This is a genomic window from Desulfovibrio sp. (assembly GCF_019422935.1).
Taxonomy (GTDB): Bacteria; Desulfobacterota; Desulfovibrionia; order Desulfovibrionales; family Desulfovibrionaceae; genus Desulfovibrio.
Genome location: NZ_JAHZCJ010000003.1, coordinates 37,780 through 57,938, shown reverse-complemented (window position 1 = coordinate 57,938; position 20,159 = coordinate 37,780). Strand labels below are relative to the sequence as shown.

The following is a 20,159-nucleotide window of genomic DNA, read 5'->3' as shown; positions in this document are numbered from 1 at the left end:
GTGTTTAATCAGCCCCACATTTCAAGATAGGGATCGCTTTGGGCCAGATAGTTGCCCACATAATCCGCAATGCCCTGTTCCAGTGATGCAAAGCGCACAGGGCAGTTTTTCCCCTGCATCCAGCTCATATCAGCCTGGGTGAAGTTCTGGTATTTTCCGCGCAAGGCTTCTGGCATGTCCATATATTCAATGTGAGGCTCTTTGCCCAATGCGGCAAATATGGCAAAGGCCATGTCGTTCCAGCTCCGTGCCTTGCCCGTGCCCACATTGAGAATGCCATTGGCTGTCGGGTTTTCAAGCAGCCAGAACATCAACTCCACGCAATCCTTCACGTAGACAAAATCGCGCATCTGGCCGCCGTCGGCAAAATCCGGCGTGTTTGATCTGAAAAGCCGCAAACGCCCTGTTGCGCTGATTTCATGAAAGGCCTTGCAGGCCACGCTGCGCATGTCGCCCTTGTGGTATTCATTGGGGCCGTAGACGTTGAAAAACTTGAGGCTGACCACGCTCTCTGTAAGTTTGTTATCCAGCAGCCACAAATCGAAAAGCTGCTTGGAGTAGCCATACATGTTCAGGGGCTTAAGGCGGCGGGTCGTTTCCGGCTTGTCAGAAAAACCCTGTGAGCCATCCCCGTAAGTGGCGGCTGACCCGGCATTGATAAAGCGCGCTCCGTGTTCCAGGGCAAATCTGCACAGTTCCACAGTATAGCCCGTGTTGTTGGCCATCAAAAAGTCTGCGTCTTTTTCTGTGGTTGAAGAACAAGCCCCCATGTGCACGATTGCTTCCACCTTGCCGGCCAGCGTGTTGCCGCGCAGCATTTCAAGAAATTCAGACCTGTGTACATAGCGGGCGTATCGCCGGTTAACGAGATTCTTCCACTTTTCCGTTGAACCGAGGTTATCCACCACAAGTATGTCGGTTATGCCTGCCTGGTTCAGCCGCCAAAGCATGGCGCTGCCGATAAAGCCTGCGCCACCAGTGATAATATACATACAAACCTCGTTGATCCAGCATGTGGGCTCCTTGCGGAGCAGGGCGGAGAGCCAGCGTTTGCGCAATCGCACAGGCCAATCATACCCCTGTCGGGCCAGACGCGTCAAAGCGCGGTTAGGGGGCTGATCAGGGCAGGGCACACATATGCGGTTGCGCCCATCTTTGTCCCTGCAGCCCCCTTTTTGCAGGAAGCTTTTTGGCTCGGGGCAATGGGAAGGGGAGAATATTGCAATACAGCTGCTACTGCTATAAGAAATTACGTATAACTCCTGCAAGAGAACCAGCGAGGTAGCCATGGTCAAATTTTCCCACACCGCATTATGCTGCCTGATTCTGCTGGTTTTTGCCTCTGCGAATCTGGCACTGGGCGCTTCGGATTCTTCCATGGCAGCCAGCGCTGACCCCATCACCATTGTCTGCATGAAGGATAACGAGCCGCTGTCTTTTGTTTCAAAAACAGGAGAACCAGTCGGCCTGATGATTGATCTGTGGCGTCTGTGGGGCGAAAAAGTCGGCAGGCCCGTGAAATTCATTATGGGTGACTGGCAGGATTCACTTGATGCCCTCCGTTCGGGTCGGGCCGACATCCACTTCAGCATGTATATCACTCCCGAAAGAGCCCGCTGGGCAAAGTTTGGCCCGGCCATTTCTCCCGGCATGGGGGGGCTGCTGCTTTCAACCTCTGCCGGGCAAAGGATTACAGACCCAAGCCAGTTGGGGGATGCAACCATTGTCGTGCTTGAAGGCTCGTTGCAGGAAGACTACATGCGGGAGCACTTCCCCAAGGTTCATTTGTTGGTGGTGCGCAACGGGGCAGAAATGTTCATGTCTGTGGCCAACGGTCTGGCAGACGGCATTGCGAGCAACTTCCCTTCAGCCTATGGCACCATTGACCGATTGGGACTCAACAGCTTTTTTATGCCCCAGGCCATGCCCCTTTTTACACGCAATCTTCATCCGGCCGTGCTGCGCAACAGGGATGATCTTGCCCATTTGATGGACGAAGGGCTTTCGCGCATATCCCGCGCCGAAATGGTGGCATTGGAAGAACGGTGGGTCCGTAACCCCGCGCACCGCGTTTGGGGCGACATGCCTCGCTCTCTGCTGCTCACCCCAGCGGAGAGGGAATGGCTGGCAAGCCATCAGACCCTGCGTGTAGCCCTGGAAGATAATTGGCATCCCATTGAATTTATGGATAGCGAGGGCACATACAACGGTATTGGCATGAACCTCATGCAGGTTGTGGGGCGTTATCTTAATGTTGCCATACAGCCTGTTTCTTCCGATGTGCTGAAGGAAACCACAGGCCCCCGCCGTGCGGATGTGGAGCCTTTTCTGGAAGGCACGCCGCCAGAGGGCGGCCCCTGGTTGTTTACCAATCCTTTTTTGCAGCTGCCGCTAGCCGTTGCAACACTTGACTCCGAGCGTTTGGTCACGAGCCCTGGTGATCTGGCCGGCAAAAGTGTGGCCGTGCATGATCATGCAGGCCTTGCAGGGTATTTGCGCGCCCAGTTGCCGCGATCAAAAATCGTGGAGGTCTCCAGCTTGATAGAGGGCCTTTCTGCGGTGCAGGGGGGGCAGCTTGATGCTATGGTGGGCATTGCACTTTCTGTGGAATATGCGGTGGTGAACAAAAACCTGCGCGATCTGCGCGTGGGCCTGCTGCCGCAGTTGCAGTATTCCGCCCGGGTGGCCGTGCGTTCAGACTGGCCGCAGCTTGTCGAAATCATGAATAAAACACTGGACAATATCCCCCATGAGCAGATGGCTGCGATCATGAAGCGCTGGGCTAATCTGCGGATTGAACGAGCCATGAACTGGATGCTCGTCTTGCAGGTCGGCGGGGTGGCGGCAGTGTTTCTGGGCAGCCTGCTCGCGGTTATTTTGATCTGGAACCGCAAGCTCGCCCAGGAATCGGCAGAGCGGCAAAAAGCTCTGGAAGCGGCCAGAGCCAGCGCTTCAGCCTTGTGGCAGCGCAAACAGCAATTGCGCAGCATTGTGGATAACCTGCCAAGCCTCATGATGCTTAAGGATTCGCAAGCCCGCTACATCATGGCAAACAAGTATTTTGAAACATTCACCGGCTATGCCGAATCCTACGTTGTGGGAAAAAACATAGCCGATCTGCTTTCCCCTGAACTTGCAGAACAGGGAATGCGCTTGGACAAACTGGTCATAGAAACCGGTAAGGTGCACAAAACTGAAGAAGTCCGGTACGATGCCGTTGGCGAACAGCATGTTCTGGATGTAGTGCGTGTTCCGCTGTTTGAGCCGGACGGTAGTGTTTACGGCATGGTCTACATGGGAACAGACGTGACGGAACGCCGTGCCGCAGAACAGGCTCTGCGGCGAGCCCAAATGGAAATGTCGCAGATATTCAATGCGGCGGGCAGTGCCATGCGGGTTATTGATCGCAACCTGATAGTCAAGGAAGTCAACGATACCTATGTAAACTGCTTTGGCTACTCGCGTGAAGAAATGGTGGGCCACTGGTGCGGCGAATTCCCCAATGGATCAGACTGCGGCGCTGATTGTGTGGGCAAGCGTATTCTCAGTGGCGAGCCGAGGGCTGCCATCCGTCAGCAGCGGCGAAAAAAAGACGGAACATGGGTATTTTGCGATCTGGTCGCCACGCCATTTCTTTCGCCTGATGGTGAGCTTCTTGGCATTATTGAAGATTGCCGGGATATTACCGACCTTGTGGAAAGCCAGCAGGCGGCAGAACAGGCCAGCAAGGCCAAGAGCGAATTTCTCGCCAATATGAGCCATGAAATCCGCACCCCCATGAATGCCGTTGTGGGGCTTACCCATTTGACCCTGCGCACGCCTCTTAATGCAACGCAGCGTAATTATTTGAAAAATATTGACAGCTCCGCAAAATCCCTTTTGCGGATCATTGACGACATTCTGGATTTTTCCAAGATTGAAGCTGGTCGCATGGATATGGAATATTTGGACTTTAACCTGGAAGAAGTTCTTCTGGGGCTCTCGAGTCTGGATACAACCAAGTCTGGCGGCAAAAATATAGAGCTTTTGTTGCGTATCGACCGGGAGGTCCCCCTGTTCTTCAAGGGTGATCCGCTGCGGCTGGGGCAGGTACTGGTCAATCTTGTGGGCAATGCCATCAAGTTTACGCCTGCTGGCGAGGTTGTGGTGCGCGTCGCGCTTGAGGAGCAAAAAGACCAGAAGGCGCAGCTGCGTTTTACCGTTACAGACACAGGCATTGGCATGGGGCAAGAGCAGCTGGACAAGCTGTTTCAGGAATTTACCCAGGGGGATTCGTCCACAACACGGCGCTTTGGCGGCACCGGCCTTGGCCTTTCCATCAGCAAGCGGATTGTGGAGATGATGGGCGGCGAAATAGGCGCAGAGAGTGAACTCGGCAAGGGCAGCACGTTTCACTTTACCGTCAATCTGGACTTGCAGGAAAATCCTCAGAGGAAGCCTGTCCCGGCCATGAAAAACCTTTCCGAGCGCAGGGTGCTTGTGGTGGACGATTCCTTCTCAAGCCGCGAAATACTCCGGCAAGAGCTGGAAGATATGGGTTTGCGGTCCGGCACGGCTGACTGCGGCGATGCCGCGCTGGAAGAACTGGTGAGCGCCGCTGAAAGCGGCGACCCCTATGATCTGGTGCTGATGGACTGGAAGATGCCCGGCAATAACGGCATTCAGGTGGTGCGGCTGCTGCGCGGATGCCGTGAACTGTCCTATATCCCTACCGTCATCATGGTCACGGCCTATGGGCGGGAAGAAATCATGGAAGAGGCACAGGCCGAGGGCATCAGCCATTTTCTCATCAAGCCTGTCAGCCCTTCTTTGTTGCAACACGCCATCCTGGATGTTTTTGGGCAACGGGTAGCTGATGAAGGTGCATCCGGCCTGCCCCAGGAGTTGCGCATCCCGACTAAATACAGGGGCCGCAGGGTGCTGCTTGCCGAGGATAACGAGGTTAATCAGCTGGTGGCCAGAGAATTGCTGGAATCCGCAGGCTTTGTTGTGGATATTGCCAGTTCCGGTCTTGAAGCGTTGCAGCTGGCGGAAGGCACAGATTACGCCATGGTATTTATGGATATTCACATGCCTCAAATGGATGGCATCGAAGCTGCAAAACTGCTACGCGCCCAGGCGCGCTATGCCCATACGCCGATCATTGCTCTCACAGCCGACAGCATGGTGGGCGACAGGGAAAAAAGCCTTGCAGCGGGTATGAACGACCATCTTGCAAAGCCCATTGATCCCTACCGCCTGATTGAAGTGGCCGTGCAGTGGCTGGAATGGCGGGCAGATCAGATTGGCCAGACTGGTGATTCAGGCCAATCCACTCAACCTGAGTAAGCCAGATAAGCTGAAAATGATCAGTAAATGAGCGATGCGGTCGGCAAGCCGACCGCATCGCGATAAAAGTTCGCCCTCGCAATAGCAGCAGATACGGCTACATCAGCGGCAGCCGCTGCACTATCCAGACTGCCACCGGCGCCAGAGCCGCAGTAAGAATACCCGCCAGAATCATGGCCAGGCCCCCCATCGCCCCCTGTTCCTGCCCTTCCTGCAAGGCAACAGCTGTTCCCTGAGCATGCGAGATAGTGCCCATGGTCAGGCCTCGCGCAAAGGGATCCTTGATGCGTATGACGTTCAGCCCCCACAGTCCCAAAAGGGAGCCGAGCGTGCCGGTAGCCACCACAAAGGCCGCAGTCAGGGACGGGATACCGCCATACATGGATGCCACCTCCACGGCAAAGGGGATAGAAACCCCCTTGGGAAGAATGGAAATTACCACGTCCTCTGGCAGGCCGCCCAGTTTGGCAATAACCCCGGCAGAGAGCATGGCTGCAAAGGCCCCTGCGCACACGCTTGCAAGAATGGGTAAGGCATTGCGCAACAGCAGGTGCCGATAGCGGTACAGGGGCAACGCAAGGCTGACTGTTGCCGGGCCGATAAGCAAGGTCATGACCTGACGGGCTGGCTCATAGGTTTCATAGGGAACATCGCACAATACCAGCACTGCAATGACTATGGCGGCGCTGCCAGCCACGATATTGATGAGGGGGTGCTTGTAACGCATATACAGGCTACGCACCAGCGCATATGCCAGCACGGTGCCCGCCGTACACAAAAAAATGTTTATGATCTGCATGGTGCTTCTTCCTCTTTCTTTTCAGGCGTAGCGCGGCGCAGAGCTTTGGCCATAAAGCCCACAATCACCAGGGGCAGAGCGGTGCTGCCCACTATTGCAGCAGCAAGCACCCATCCGTAATCATAAAAAACGCTCCCCCATTGCATCAGCCCTACCGCAATTGGCACAAAGAAGAAGACCAGATGCTTCAGTAAAAATTCTGCCGCCATGCTGATGTGGCTTTCTTTAATAATGCCGGTAAGCAGCAGAAAAAACAGTACGATTATGCCCAGCACGTTGCCGGGGATGGGAATGCCTGTCAGCCGTGTGAGCTGATCGCATCCCCAGAATATGGCTGTCAGAAGTGCGGTCTGCCAAAGCAGTTTCCATGTCGCGCGCATACGGTATTCCTGATGTTCGAGGTTTCTGCCGCCTCCCGTTGCCGTTGGCAGAAATTTGGCAAGTGAGGGTTTTCCTGCCAACGACAACGGGCGGCTTGCGGCATACGTTATGAGATGATAGTCATCATGGCAAATGAATAAAAATGAAAGAAATAATCACAAATGGTGAATAAATGGAAGTCTCAGACCTGCGCACCTTCATGGCCGTCATGGAAACCGGCAGCATAAGCCATGCCGCAAAGGCATTGCACCGGGTGCCCTCTGGCGTTACCGCCCGCATTATGCTGATGGAAGAAGAGCTGGGCATCCAGCTGTTTTTGCGGGAAAAAAAGCGTTTGCTGCCCACTGCGAGGGGGCAGACGCTTTACACCTATGCCCGGCGGATAACCGCGTTGATGGATGAGGCCGAGCTGTGCGTAAGGGGAATGGAGCCGGGCGGCAGACTACGCATCGGCGCACTGGAAAGTGCGGCCGCAGCGCGTTTGCCCGAAGTTCTGGCCCGTCTGCATGCGGAATATCCCGGCATCGAGCTTGAGCTTGTGATAGGCACCAGCAGTTCCTTGTACGGGGATATTCTGGAAAACAGGCTGGATGCGGTATTTGTGGTTGATGCCCCCATCGATGAACGGCTGGAGAGAATGGAGGCATTTACTGAGCGGTTGGTGCTGATTGCCACCAGGGAGCATCCGCCCATCCACACGCCGGATGACATAGGCCGCAAGGCCGTGTTGGCTTTTCAGGGGGGATGCGCCTACAGGAACAGGCTGGTGAACTGGTTTCGGGCCTACGGGTGGGAGCCGCAGCATATTGTTGAGCTGGCTTCGTACCACGCCATTGTGGGAGGCGTTATTGCGGGCATGGGGGTTGGGGTGGTTCCGGCATCTGTTCTTGAGCTGTGCCGCACCAACGGCATGCTTTCCGTGCATGCCCTTGAACACTCCGTGTGCAATGCCGTAACCGAGCTTGTGTGGCGCAAGGGCATGGCCTCGGCCAACGTGGCGGCTATCTGCCGCTGCCTCACGAGCTGTGAGCAAAAAGTGGCTGCCATTCCAGCAGGATAGCTGCGGCAGGCTCCTCTCATGTGTCGCCGCCGCTACGGGCTGTCGGCAAGGCAGAATCACCGAGTGGTATTGCCTCAAAACTACCTGTGAAACGGCTGAAGCTTGTTGTTCACCTGTCCAGTCTGAACTGACCAGAACCTGTCGTGTCTGGTGGGGCCAGTTCTGTCTTATGCCAAGGACGCGGTTTCAAAAAAGGTATACGTGTCCTTGCCTTTTTGCTTGGCGCGGTACAAAGCCGCATCAGCACTTGCATACAGCTCGCTGAAGTTTTTGCCATGCAGGGGAAAGAGCGCCACGCCCATGCTTGCGGCAAGGTGGTGCTGCCCCTCGCCTCCGTATGTGGTATGCCGGATGCGATTGCAGAGTTCTTCAAGCTTTGTGGTCAATGCATCACTGCTTTGCTGGCACGTAAGAACAATAAATTCATCACCACCGATGCGGCCCACCAGATCGTCGGGCGCAAAGGCCGCTCGCAGGCTCTGGGCAAATTCCTGAATGATCCTGTCGCCCGCAACATGGCCCAGTGAATCGTTGAGTTCCTTGAAGTTGTCTATATCAAGCATGATCATGGCAAGGGCGCCTGCTTCGCACTGATGTTCCGCCAGGAGTCTGTCAATAAGCGCTTCTGTGGTCATTTTATTGTAAAGACCAGTTAAGCCGTCCTTTTGGGCCATATCCTGAAGGCTGAGTTCCTGTTTTTTGTCGTGATCAATGTTCTGGCGGCAAATGGCAATGTGGATGGAGTCATTTTCTGCCCATCGCAAGATATAGCCGGTTTCCCTGAACCAAATGTACTGGCCGTTGCCCTGCATACACTGAAAATCGCAACTCAGCTTGTTACGCTGCTCCTGCAGGGCCGTGCGTATGGATTCCGGGCTGAAGGTTTTCAGGTACAGGCTCACGTGCTCGGGCAGGATATGCTTAGCCACAATGGTTTGCAGCATGGTGCTGTATGATGTGTTTGGCTTGAGGCCCAACTGCTGCATAAACTTTTTTGTGCCCTCACCGCAGGCAACATCGTTGGTTATGTCAAACTCAACAATGCTGTCATAGATATGGGATGTGGCGTTTTGCAGTATGGCGTGGTACTTCAATTCTTCAGCAATAGTGAGAGAAATTATCTTATTTTTGTATAGACGTATTATTGCTGTTACAATAAAGATGACAATTATCATTGTAAAGCCAACAACAATAGCACCAGTGTAGTATTTTGTTCTGATCTGTCTGATTATTTCAGAGGTATTTTTGTCTGTGATGAGGAAAAGATCCGGGGCCGGAAGGTAGCGTGTGACGGCATAGCCATCGGTGCCATGACCGGAATACCACATGTCTGAAATTTCTGTACTGTTCTTTTTCAGGGTATTTTTTACTGCGGCAAAGGTTTGCGCGGAATAAATATCTTCGGCAGACCGGCCCTGCGCGGATGAAGATATCTGGATGGCTCCATCGGCGTTCACAAGATAGGATTTAACTGCAAATTGCTGCTCATACTTGATAAGCATGGCCTGAATGCTGTTTACAGTAAAACCCACGCCCACAATACCCACGGTCTCGTTATTCTTGTTTTTGACAGCACAGTTCACAAATACTGTAATGGTGTCGTGCGCAGCTTTGTCGTTATCAATATTGAGTGAAAATTCCTGATTGCTTGCAACAAATTCCCGTACCCATTTGTTCTCGGGGTTAGAATGGTCAACAATGCGGTCAACACCAGAAAAATTGTAGTACCGGTCTGTCTGCATGGAGACAAGAAAAACGGAGTCGTAATTGTATTTTTTTCTGTAGGCAGCAAGGTATTCCCTGATGTTCAGCGTATAAGCTGGGTTTTTCAGGTTTTCCTTTTCCTGCGAAAGGAAATTGATCAAGAAACTGTCGTGCGCCATTGTCAGCGAAATATGTATGGATTGGGCAAAAATGGCGTCAATCTGATACATCATGCCTTCTGAGGCCAGGCGCGTCACGCTTTCCGCTTCTTTTTTCAGGGTGTCCACATTGGAACGGTAGCCTATTACAGACGTGACGGAAAAACCGATAACAATTATCAGGCAGATTATGAAATTGGTTCGGAAGGCGTAGTTCTTGTGCATGGAGCGTCCTGAAGCGTGAAGGCAGATAAATCTGCAACGAGTGATAAGACGGGATCCGGCTGTCCGAAAGTGAATGCGCCGGTGCTGGACGGGCAAGGCCTTTGCCCTGTGCGGGAATGTCCCCTCCCTGCAACATGGAATGCCGTTTTGTATATCGTATTGCAGAAAGGAAGCCAAGGCATCTACTTGGAAATATGCCGGTGCGGATAAGAAAAAACCGCCACGACACACAGCCGTGGCGGCCTTTTACAGTGTGATCACGGGGCCTGCCCCGCAGCCAGCGCACCGTGGACCAGGCAGGGTTCTGCTTAGCCCAGATTAACGTTGGATTTAAGGTAGAATTCGTCCTCGCGGGCCCAGTAACGCAGGCCGGGATGGTCGCGGAACTGCTCAAGCGCCACATTTTGCGACATGGCATCGGGGCCTCTGAAACGTATCTTGACCTGACGCATGCCATTGCCTGAGGCCGACGAAAGCACGGAAATAATGCTCATGCCGTGCGCCTTGAGTCTGTCGAGCAGTTCGCGCAGGGTGCCGGGCTGATTGGGCACCACAAAGCCCACCTCAACGCCGGGTTGTTCCGCGCCGCTCATGTCGAGCAAGGCTTTGAACACGTCCCAGCCAGTGATGATGCCCACCAGTTTTTCCTCGTCGTTCACCACGGGCAGGCAGGCAACGTGCCTGTCGATCATCCTTTTGGCAGCCTGCTCAATGGTGCTTCTGTACGTGATGGTTACCGGGTCGACCACCATGACATCCCTGACCTTGGTTTCGCTCATGATTTCCAGAAGCTCAATGATTTCCAGCCCCGTGGATTTATTGGGAGCAAAACTGCGGACATCGGAGGACGAGATGAGCCCGACCACGATATTGCTGGCATCAACCACGGGAAGGCGGTTTATTTTGTGTTCCTTGAACAGCTTCCGGCATTGAAGCAGGGTTGCGGTCGGCGGAATGGAAATTACCTTGGATTGCATCCAGTCGAGTATCAGCATGGCATCCTCCCTGAGGGTAGTGCGAGGGTTGCCCCTCCCGTCTGGTGGAAATGGAATGGGCGGGCTACGCCAGCCCATTCCATGAGGCAAGCGTTGTTATTTGGAACAGCCGCATCCACAGCCCTGCAATTTGTTACGGATAAATTCCGGTAAAATACCTCGTACAGATTCCATGGTCACCATGCGGCGCATGATGCCCAGTTGATCCTGAAGCGGCAGTTGCTTGGGGCAGACGTTGTCGCAGGCCAGCAGCCCCATGCAGCCGAATACGCCGCTGTCGTCGCCGATCAGTTCATAGTAGTCCGCAGGGGTGCGGTTGTCGCGCGGGTCGATATAAAAGCGCGCCATGCGGTTGATGGCCGTTGCGCCGATAAAGTCTTCGCGCATGCGGGCCGTGCCGCAGGCCGCCACGCAGCAGCCGCATTCAATGCAGCGGTCAAGTTCGAATATCTGGGTGGCCAGTTCGTTGTCCATGCGCTCTTCCTGCGCCTTGGGGTCAAACTCCTTGGTGGTGTGTATCCACGATTCGATCTTGGCTCCCACATTACGAAACCATGTGCCCGTATCCACCGAGAGGTCGCCCAAAAGCTTGAACACCGGCAGGGGATGCAGGGTAATGTGGCTTGGCAGGTCGCTTGTCTGCGTATGGCAGGCAAGACCGGGCCGCCCGTTGATGACCATGCCGCACGAACCGCAGATGCCAGCGCGGCAACAAAAGTCAAACTGCAAGGAGGCGTCCTGAGTTTCGCGGATCATGTTCAGCGCGATAAACAGCGTCATGCTGTTGTGTTCTTCAAGCTGGAATGTCTGCATATGGGGATGCGAGAGCGGATCCAGCGGATTGTAACGGAATATTTCAAACGTCAGATTGCGTCCCATATGGCTCTCCTTACCCCTGTTGTGCGTACGGTACGATTTTTTCCGGGCTGATGTCGGCGGTTATGATCTTGCCGCCGCCGTATCCACGGTCGCCGGGGGGCAGAATATAGAACGGCGTTGCCGGTTCGTACTTGAGGGTGGGCAGGGTGTCGCCTTCCTTCCAGTAGGCCAGGGTGCGGTTGAGCCATTCCTTGTCGTTGCGCTCGGGGTAATCTTCGCGGGCGTGCGCGCCACGGCTTTCTGTGCGCATCAGCGCGCCGTAGGCCGTGCACAGGGCCAGCTTGAGCATGCCCGGCACGCGCAGGGCCATGGAAAGCTCGGCGTTGGGGCCGGGGATGTTGCCGCTGGCAAGCCGCATGTTCTTGGTGCGCTCCAGCAGTTCCTGCAACTTGGCAACGCCTGCTTCCAGATCCTTGCCGTTACGGAAAATACCCACATGTTCCATCATGATGTCCTGCATGGCGTTGCGCAGGGTGTAGCAGTCGTCGCCGGTACCGCGCAGCAGGGCAGCGATGCGCCCCTTGACCTTGGTGGCGGCCTCCGTCATTGCCTGAGTGGAGAACACGGTTTCGTAACCTTTGAGGAATTCCACCAGTTTTGCGCCAACAATGCGGCCAGAAACAATTGTTTCGGCCAGCGAGTTGCCGCCAAGGCGGTTGAAGCCGTGCATGTCCCAGCAGGCTGCTTCGCCAGCGGAGAAAAGTCCTTCAAGGCCGTAGGCGTGGCCGTCCTTGTTGATGCGCACGCCGCCCATACTGTAGTGGTGGGTGGGCCGCACAGGAATAAGCTGATGGATGGGGTTTACGCCCAGGAAGTGCGTTGAGATGTCGTACACTTCGCGCAGGTTTGTGGTGATGTGCTTTTCGCCCAGATGGCGGATATCCAGCCACAGGTGCTCGCCATAGGGGCTTTGTACGCCAAGGCCCTTGCGCATGTGCTCGGTCATGCGGCGCGACACCACGTCGCGCGAGGCAAGCTCCGCCTTTTCCGGCTCGTAATCGGGCATAAAGCGGTATTCATTCACGTCCAGCAGGGTGCCGCCGTCGCCGCGGCAACCTTCTGTGACCAGAATGTCCGTGGGCACGGTGCCTGTGGGGTGAAACTGCACGGCTTCCATATTGCCCAGCGGCACAACGCCCGTTTCGAGGGCCGTGATCTGACCGCCGCCGTCACAGATGATGGCATTGGTGGTGGCGCGGTAAATGCGGCCATACCCGCCCGTGGCGATAAGGGTGCCCTTGGCGAAATAGCCCACCAGTTCACCGGTGCGCAGATCGCGGGCAACGCAGCCCATGCAGCGCTGTCCATCGTGGATCAGGGCCTCGGCCTGCATGCGGTCATGCACGTCAACGCCCAGTTGCAGCAGGCGGTTATCAAGGGTGAACAGCACTGCGTGCCCTGTGCCGTCAGAGGTATAGCAGGTGCGCCATTTGGCCGTGCCGCCAAAGGCGCGGGAGTGGATCAGCCCCTCGTTTTCCTTTTTTTCCGTTGCCTGAAAAGGCTTGCCGCCTTTGTAGTAAGTGTGCTCACCGGGGACAACGCGGCTCCAGGGCACGCCCATCCAGGCCATCTCGCGCATGGCGATGGGGCCTGTCTCGGCAAACAGGCGGGCCACTTCCTGGTCACAGCCCCAGTCGGAACCCTTGACCGTATCATTGAAGTGCACCTCGGGGCAGTCGCCCTCGCCCATGATGGAGTTGCCCAGCGCCGCCTGCATGCCGCCCATGGCGGCTGATGAGTGCGACCGCTTGGGGGGCACCAGTGAAAGACAGATAACGCTGAAACCCGCCTGAGCCGCTTCCACGGCAACGCGTTCCCCGGCCAGGCCGGCGCCTATGCAAAGAACATCGCTTTCAAAAACTCGCATACGCACCCCCTATCCCAAGAACCACACGCGGGTCAGAGCCGCCGCGCCGAGCAGAAGATAACAGCCCATGACAATCCAGGTCCACTTGCGCCACGCCGGGCGCGTGGCCTTGACGCACACGCCGAACTTGACGGCCAGGCGGTACACGCCAATGCCCGTATGCAGAATGACGCAAGGCAAAAAGAACACGTAGAAGGCCAGCCAGCCCGAGTGCAGGCGCTTGGCGCTACCCGCCACATTGATGGGCAGGTCTGTCATGACGCTGTAAATGTGGTAGAAAGCGCCAGCCAGAATAACGATGGCTGTAAAAACCTGCACCAGCCACAGCCACGTATCCACTTCCTTGAGGCCCTTGCTGTGCTGCACAAACACGCCAAGCTCATTGGCGCGAAAGGGCATTTTGCGGGCCGCAATGTAAAAGTGGAACAGGATCAGCAGCATGATGACGGGAGCCGCCACCTGCGCGAGCATGGTGACTTCAAGCAACCATGCGATGCCGTTGGTCAGTGCGGGGCTAAGGACGACTGTTCCTTCCAGCACAAGATGCACGCACACAAAAAGCGCCAGCACCGCGCCAGAAGCCGCTTGCCAGAAATCAAGGCGGGTTCGGTCATCGACAGGGGATCTGCTCAAGGCCATACCTACTCCTTCATAAAGATATCAGGCATTACAATACGGCGCGACAAACTGCGCCAATTCTAATCACTCAGCATTTGGCATGCACAGGGGCGGCTGCAAGTCAGGATCGTCTGTATGGAGCCTGCCCTGTCTCGTAGTAGTTGTCGCCCGTGCTGTCGATGACCACAATGGCGGGAAAATCTTCCACTTCCATGGCGGCCACGGCTTCGGGCCCAAGGTCTTCGTAGGCCAGCACCGTGTATTTTTTGATGCTGCGGGCGATCAGGGCGCCTGCACCGCCCACGGCGGCAAGGTATGGCACACCATGTTTTTTCATGGCTTCCACCACTTCGGGCTTGCGGTAGCCCTTGCCAATCATGCCTTTCAGCCCTTGATCAAGCAGGCGGGGGGTGTAGGCATCCATACGCCCCGAAGTCGTTGGCCCGGCAGCGCCGATCACTTCGCCGGGTTTGGCCGGGCTTGGCCCCACGTAATAGACCACTGCGCCCTTCAGATCCACGGGCAGGGGTTCGCCCCTGTCCAGAGTCTCTACAAGACGTTTGTGGGCCGCATCGCGCGCGGCAAGAATGGTGCCCGAAATCAGTACCCGGTCGCCCGCGCGCAGTGAACGCGCGGTGGCTTCGTCAAAAGGAGCGCGTATTTTTTTCATCTGGTTTTCCGACATGGGGGCCTCCTACAGCGTAACTTCGGCGTGGCGCGCCGCGTGGCAGTTGATGTTCACTGCCACAGGCAGGGAGGCAATGTGGGTGGGCGCCCATTCCACATGCACTTTCAGCGCCGTAGTCAGCCCGCCAAGGCCCTGAGGGCCAATGCCGGTCTTGTTGATAAGCTCAAGCAGTTCTTCTTCAAAGGCCGCGTAGCGCGGATCATGGTTGCGGCTTTCAAGGTCGCGGGCGGCGGCGCGCTTGGCGCAAATGGCGGCCATTTCCATGGTGCCGCCAAGGCCAACGCCCACCACCATGGGCGGACAGGAGTTAGGCCCTGCTGCCAGCACGGCATCCAGCACCACCTTACGCACGCCTTCAATACCGTCAGCGGGCACAAGCATTTTGACCACGCTCTTGTTTTCAGAACCTGCCCCCTTGGGGGCCAGGCGCAGGCGCAGAGAGTCTCCTGGCACAAGACGGGTGTGGATGACGGCAGGAGTGTTGTCGCGCGTATTTTTGCGTTCAAACAATGGCTCCGCCACACAGGATTTGCGCAGGTACCCGTCCACATAGCCCCGGCGCACGCCCTCATTGACGGCGTCTTCAAATGCGCCGCCCACAATGCGCACATCCTGCCCCACATCGGCAAAAATGACGGCAAGGCCGGTATCCTGACAAATGGGGATGCCATCGCTGGCCGCGATTGCCGCATTTTCCAGCAGTTGTTCAAGAATGTTTTTGCCCACGGGCGAGGGTTCCGCCTCATGCGCCTTATGCATGCCATCCACCATATCCTGCGGCAGGCGGCAGCAGGCCCGCACTGCAAGGTCGGCAACGGCGCGCGCTATGTCCTCAACATTGATTTCCTTCATGTCTTCCTCTTTAATAAGTACGACTGCTGCTGGCCTATCAATGGAAAGGCCAGATCAGCGGGATAAGCAGCCAGCACATAATGAGCGAAATTAACTGCAAAGGCCAGCCAGCCTTGACGTAATCCATGAAGCTGTATCTGCCGGGGCCGAGCACGATGGTGTTGGGCGGGGTGGCAATGGGTGTCAGGAAGCAGCACGAGGCCGACATGGCAATGCCCATGGCGATGGGCAGGGGCGAAATGCCGCTGGCCATGGCGATGGGCAGAGCCAGCGGAGCCATCAGGGCCGCAGTGGCGGTATTGGACATGAAGTTGGTGATGGCGGCTGTGAGGGCGCAGCACACAAACATGAGCATCCACGGGTCATTGACCGTGCTCACCACGGCGTTAGCCACAATGGCGGCTGCGCCGGACTTGTCCATGGCGGCCGACATGGAAAGCATGCCCGCGAACAGAAAAATTGTTGTCCAGTCAACGCTGCGGAAGGCTTCACGCATGGTCATGCAACCTGTAATGACCATGAGGCAGGCGCCCAGAACGGCGGCGGTGGTCAGGGGCATGACTTCGCTGGCCATCATGGCGACCACAAAGGCGAAGATCAGCACGGAATGCCACATTTTGTTGTCGCGGCGTACCTTGGCATCAACTTCAATGTCGTCTTCGCCATCGAGTTGCATTCTTTCGGGCAGCAATTTGTGGCCCGCAATGGCATAGTAAAGCAAGCCCACAACCAGCAGAGGCATGCCGATAAGGCCGAATTCAAAAAAGCCAAAGGGGCTTTGCCCTGTCTGGGCCAGCATGGAGTTTATAATGCCGTTGGGCGGCGTGCCCACAAGGGTTACCGTGCCGCCCAGTGACGAGGCAAAGGCAACGGGCATAAGCACCTTGCCGGGGGCAAGCTTGGCCTTCATGCACATGCCAAGCACCATGGGCACGGCCACAACTGTGGTGCCGGTGTTTGAAAGCACGGTTGAGAGCAGGCCAATAGCCGCCATGGTGTATACGATCAGTTTAACCGGATTGCCTTTGGAAAGCTTGACGGCAAGGCCGCCTACCTTGTCTGCAAAGCCGGTAATAAACGTGGCTTCGCCCACAATGAACATGGCCATGAAGAGCACAACGGTGGGGTCGCCAAAGTAGCCAAAAGCAACCTTGGACGAAACCACATTTGTGAGCGAAAGAGCCACCGGCACAAGCAGGGCCGTGATGGGCAGGGGGACAATTTCCGTAAAAAACATCACTGCTGCAACCAGCAGGATGCCCAGGGTGATGTATGCCTTGGTGGGGTCTTCTGGTAGCTTGATGCCAAGACTGGAAGCTGCAAAGGCCTCATGTCCGGCAAAAAGAACAATCGCAAGCAGCATAAACGCCCATAGAGCTGGTCTTTTCATCCGCCAACCTCCTGCATCATGAAATTTACGGCGTCCCTGCTCGTCTTTTCGCGTTTTGGTATACAATGGCAGGGAAAATAAATGGATACCAGAAACAATGCCAGATATGAAAAATCGTGGCAACAATATTATGCTGAATGGTTGATCAATCTTCATGATTTATTCAACGTATGCAGCGTGAAAGCTGGATAATTTTTTTATATTAAGTTGTATGTAATAAAAATCACAAACACGCATGTTATGCGGTATGAATATTCATCGATCATAAATATTGTAGTTATTTGATCTTCATTTATTGTATTTTTGTATAAAAGTTATATCCTAATTTTCAATACAGGTATGCTTTTTTGTGCAAGAAAGATATTCAGTGCAAACGAATCTGTATATAGACCAAGAGATAAAGCACGAATGCGCTGATAAAACTTTATCAGCCTTGTCGGAGACATTGAGACTGAAACAGCCACTGTTTCACGCGTGTGAGAAGTTCCATCAGGCTGCACAGAAGGCTTATGCGCGATGGTCATTTTGACCGGATATGCTGGTGTATAAAGCAGGGATATGTAGAATGGGCAGGCAGGAAATAAAAAAAGGCTGTCCGAAAATATTTCGGACAGCCCTGATCATTGGTATCTGTTTGTTACTGTGGTTGTGCTTTTGCCCCGTAAACGTGCAGATATTGCAAGAATATCTGCACGGTATCTCACACAGTGCCTGATTCTAGCGAATAAAGTTGGTGGGATCCCACGGCTCCGGGGTCGGGGTTGCCACGCCAGCGGCCTTGCCAGCGGCAATGCACTTGAGCAGCCACGCCATGTTGTCGCCAAGGGTGCGCATGATCTGCAAGCCTTCCTTGTCCTGCATTACCTGCTCCGGCGTATTGCCGTGCACGGCGTTCCAGTACTGGGAAGAAACAACGGGCATGCGCGCAATGGTAAAGTACTTGTTCAGCCGGTCAAAGGATGCGCTGGCCCCGCCACGACGGCAGCTCACCACAGCGGCGGCGGGCTTGAAGGCATAGTGGAGGGACTTGCCATAGAACATGCGGTCAAGAAAGGAACATACGCCGCCGTTGGGCCCGGCGTAGTAAACAGGAGAACCCACAACAAAGCCGTCTGCCTCGCGCAGCAGGTCAATGGCCTCGTTAACGTGGTCGGCATTGAACACGCAATGCCCGGTATCCTTGCACTTGCCGCAGCCAATACAGCACTGGATGGGTTTTGTGCCCAACTGGAGCATCTGCGTTTCAACTCCATTTTTTTCCAGCTGCGCCGCAACCGTGGACAGCGCGGTAAAGGTACAGCCCTTGGGATGCGGGCTGCCGTTGAGCATGAGTACCTTCATGAAAATCTCCTTCCGGGTGCAAAGTGTCCGCCCTTGCTGTGAGCAAGCGTCGAGGCCAGTGCCCCTGTATGTTTTTGTTGGTAAAGCCAGCCAGATGTTGACGCTTGGGGCGCGTCAGGCCAGCAGATGCCGGGCTGCGCAGGCTCGGCGAATGTGCTTGCAAGCCTGTGCGTAATTTTGTCTGTAACTTCTTGAACTCGCCAACAGTACGCAATGCCTTTTGCGTGCGCAAGCCACGCGGGAGCTTGCCGCCTTGGCTCTTTGGGTGTGCCGCCTGTTCGCTGACCCTTCTCAAGCCTGGGCTTTTAAAGAGACCATATCTGCAAGTCCAAATCAGCCTGTCATATCTTTTGCGGCCAGTCGCAGGGCATCCGGCGAGAGGTTTTTCAGAAAGGTCAGAAAGTCCGGCACATTGTTTGCGCGGCAGGCCATGTAGCACAGGGTATACTCCCTGTGCGTGAGCAGGGAGTGGAAGATGGGCCAGCGTTTGTCCGCGCTGGCAAAGGGCAGACGCAGCGCGCTCCCCACCGCAGGATGGATGGGCAGCCAGAAATCTTCAAGCGGGTGAACATATGCCCCGCGTGTGGAGGGGGGCAGGGCACCAAGGCCCAACAGATGCAGCAGGCTGTCTGCCATGTGGAACAGCAGTTCGCGGCCTGGGTGGTTGACCGTGATGAACATCTGTTCGTCACGCCAGCGCTCGCGCAGCAGCGGTGCGCAACGTATGGGGGCATCGGCCTCCTTGGCTTCCTCACGCGCAAGCGATTCCCCAGCCTGCGCGTTGAGCGCGTCCGCATCGCCCAGCAGCGAGGCTGCGCCGCGCAGATAGAGGGTCAGCGCCTCTTGTGGCGTGACCTTTTGCAGCAGCGTTTCCAGCAGGCTGTCGGCAAAGTTGATGCGTTCATCGCGGGACCAGAAGGGCCAGTAACCCTTGAAAAAGAGGTTGGGAATCTCAATGGTCTGGCAATGCTGCGGCAGGCGCGGCAGCATCTGTTCTGTGGAAAGGTCGCCCCACTTGGGTGCAAGGCGCTGATAGAGAAAAAGCTCGCAGCGTTCGATATCGCTGTCTGCAATACTCTGCCGCGTGTAATTCACATACTGGCGGATATAAAACCGGCTGGCAAAGGCCGGGGTGTTTTCCAGCAGGGGCCGCAGGGCATCGCCCTGGCAGTTGGCGTGCAGAAGACACAGAGCCTTGGTCATGCTGGTTCCGTCTGTCTTGGGTGTGATGGGGCGTATTCGTGGGGTGCGCCAACGTTCATCCCCATTCGCGTCCCTGAATCAGTCGTCCACTTCCATATAGGTGGCGCTTTGCGCGGCTTTTTCAGACACTGTGACGCTGTAAAGCCGCACTTGCCGGGCCTGTGGATCGTCGTGTGTTGCCAGCAGTTCTGCCATGCCCTGCCAGATATGCCGGGCAAGATTTTCTGAAGAAGGATTCATGACGTCAAAGGGCGGCGTTTCGTTGAGCAGGCGGTGGTCAAGCGCGTCAAGCACTGTTTTGAGCCCGCTCTTGAGCGTTTTAAAATCAAGCAGCATTTCAGTGTCCGGGGTCAGGCGCTGCCCCTGCACGGTCAGTTCCACCGCAAAATTGTGGCCGTGCATGCGTTCGCACTTGCCCTCGTAATGCCGCAAGGCATGACCAGCAGAGAAATCGTCCCGCACGGTCAGCCGCCAGAAAGCGCCCTTTGTCATGACAGTATCCAGTAGACCACGAAGGCCGAAATAATGACAACAATGATCGCCAGCATGATACGGGCGTTCTGGTTCCATTCAAAGCCTGGATGTGGATCATCCAGATCAGGGTCGCCAGTGGAGGGCGGCGTGAAGAGGCTTTGCATCCAGGAAAAGAAAGACATGAATTTCCAGTTTGT

The 20,159-nt window shown here is 55.6% G+C and carries 17 protein-coding genes; 2 read left to right on the top strand and 15 right to left on the bottom strand.

Annotated elements, in window-relative coordinates:
• Positions 1-8 precede the first annotated feature (8 nt).
• Positions 9-992, bottom strand: a complete 984-nt coding sequence (gene rfaD, locus QZ383_RS05590) for an ADP-glyceromanno-heptose 6-epimerase (protein WP_291443766.1) — start codon at positions 990-992, stop codon at positions 9-11.
• A gap of 295 nt (positions 993-1,287) precedes the next feature.
• Between rfaD and QZ383_RS05585 the strand changes: the two genes are divergently transcribed.
• On the top strand, positions 1,288-5,328 hold the full coding sequence (locus QZ383_RS05585; RefSeq protein ID WP_291443764.1) for a transporter substrate-binding domain-containing protein: 4,041 nt from the start codon (positions 1,288-1,290) through the stop codon (positions 5,326-5,328).
• 97 nt (positions 5,329-5,425) lie between these two features.
• Here QZ383_RS05585 and QZ383_RS05580 read toward each other — a convergent pair whose 3' ends face one another.
• Together QZ383_RS05580 and QZ383_RS05575 are read right to left on the bottom strand one after the other, a co-directional pair.
• Positions 5,426-6,127, bottom strand: coding sequence for an LrgB family protein (locus QZ383_RS05580; protein WP_291443761.1), 702 nt, complete (start codon positions 6,125-6,127; stop codon positions 5,426-5,428).
• Complete coding sequence (locus tag QZ383_RS05575; protein ID WP_291443759.1) at positions 6,115-6,507, bottom strand: CidA/LrgA family protein; 393 nt, start codon at positions 6,505-6,507, stop codon at positions 6,115-6,117. Before QZ383_RS05575 ends, QZ383_RS05580 begins: the two co-directional genes overlap by 13 nt.
• Positions 6,508-6,680: 173 nt before the next feature.
• Between QZ383_RS05575 and QZ383_RS05570 the strand changes: the two genes are divergently transcribed.
• Positions 6,681-7,568 carry a LysR family transcriptional regulator gene (locus QZ383_RS05570; protein WP_291443757.1) on the top strand — a complete coding sequence of 296 codons (888 nt, stop codon included), beginning with the start codon at positions 6,681-6,683 and terminating at the stop codon, positions 7,566-7,568.
• 167 nt (positions 7,569-7,735) lie between these two features.
• On the opposite strand, the gene QZ383_RS05565 is transcribed toward QZ383_RS05570, so the two are convergent.
• The 12 genes from QZ383_RS05565 to QZ383_RS05510 all read right to left on the bottom strand — a co-directional run bounded on the left by QZ383_RS05565 (position 7,736) and on the right by QZ383_RS05510 (position 20,144).
• Positions 7,736-9,655 carry a sensor domain-containing diguanylate cyclase gene (locus QZ383_RS05565; RefSeq protein WP_291443755.1) on the bottom strand — a complete coding sequence of 640 codons (1,920 nt, stop codon included), beginning with the start codon at positions 9,653-9,655 and terminating at the stop codon, positions 7,736-7,738.
• A gap of 308 nt (positions 9,656-9,963) precedes the next feature.
• Positions 9,964-10,650: a CBS and ACT domain-containing protein gene (locus tag QZ383_RS05560; protein ID WP_291443754.1), complete on the bottom strand. Its 687-nt coding sequence runs from the start codon at positions 10,648-10,650 to the stop codon at positions 9,964-9,966.
• A 96-nt stretch (positions 10,651-10,746) separates the two neighbouring features.
• Complete coding sequence (locus QZ383_RS05555; protein WP_192113719.1) at positions 10,747-11,529, bottom strand: fumarate reductase iron-sulfur subunit; 783 nt, start codon at positions 11,527-11,529, stop codon at positions 10,747-10,749.
• A gap of 10 nt (positions 11,530-11,539) precedes the next feature.
• The gene (locus QZ383_RS05550; RefSeq protein WP_291443752.1) at positions 11,540-13,396 is read right to left on the bottom strand and encodes a fumarate reductase flavoprotein subunit; all 1,857 of its coding nucleotides are present in this window, start codon (positions 13,394-13,396) and stop codon (positions 11,540-11,542) included.
• Between the two features lie 9 nt (positions 13,397-13,405).
• Positions 13,406-14,035, bottom strand: coding sequence for a fumarate reductase (locus tag QZ383_RS05545; protein ID WP_022657294.1), 630 nt, complete (start codon positions 14,033-14,035; stop codon positions 13,406-13,408).
• Positions 14,036-14,135: 100 nt separating this feature from the next.
• Positions 14,136-14,699, bottom strand: coding sequence for a Fe-S-containing hydro-lyase (locus QZ383_RS05540; protein WP_240824974.1), 564 nt, complete (start codon positions 14,697-14,699; stop codon positions 14,136-14,138).
• A 9-nt stretch (positions 14,700-14,708) separates the two neighbouring features.
• Positions 14,709-15,554, bottom strand: coding sequence for a fumarate hydratase (locus QZ383_RS05535; protein WP_240824975.1), 846 nt, complete (start codon positions 15,552-15,554; stop codon positions 14,709-14,711).
• A 37-nt stretch (positions 15,555-15,591) separates the two neighbouring features.
• On the bottom strand, positions 15,592-16,944 hold the full coding sequence (locus tag QZ383_RS05530) for an SLC13 family permease (RefSeq protein WP_240824976.1): 1,353 nt from the start codon (positions 16,942-16,944) through the stop codon (positions 15,592-15,594).
• A 717-nt stretch (positions 16,945-17,661) separates the two neighbouring features.
• Positions 17,662-18,285, bottom strand: coding sequence for a flavodoxin family protein (locus QZ383_RS05525; protein WP_192113724.1), 624 nt, complete (start codon positions 18,283-18,285; stop codon positions 17,662-17,664).
• 333 nt (positions 18,286-18,618) lie between these two features.
• Positions 18,619-19,488 (bottom strand): WcbI family polysaccharide biosynthesis putative acetyltransferase, encoded by an 870-nt coding sequence (locus QZ383_RS05520; protein ID WP_291443749.1) that lies wholly within the window; start codon positions 19,486-19,488, stop codon positions 18,619-18,621.
• Between the two features lie 78 nt (positions 19,489-19,566).
• Positions 19,567-19,980 (bottom strand): 6-carboxytetrahydropterin synthase QueD, encoded by a 414-nt coding sequence (gene queD / locus QZ383_RS05515; protein ID WP_291443747.1) that lies wholly within the window; start codon positions 19,978-19,980, stop codon positions 19,567-19,569.
• Positions 19,977-20,144 carry a hypothetical protein gene (locus tag QZ383_RS05510; protein WP_022657287.1) on the bottom strand — a complete coding sequence of 56 codons (168 nt, stop codon included), beginning with the start codon at positions 20,142-20,144 and terminating at the stop codon, positions 19,977-19,979. Before QZ383_RS05510 ends, queD begins: the two co-directional genes overlap by 4 nt.
• Between the last annotated feature and the right edge of the window lie 15 nt (positions 20,145-20,159).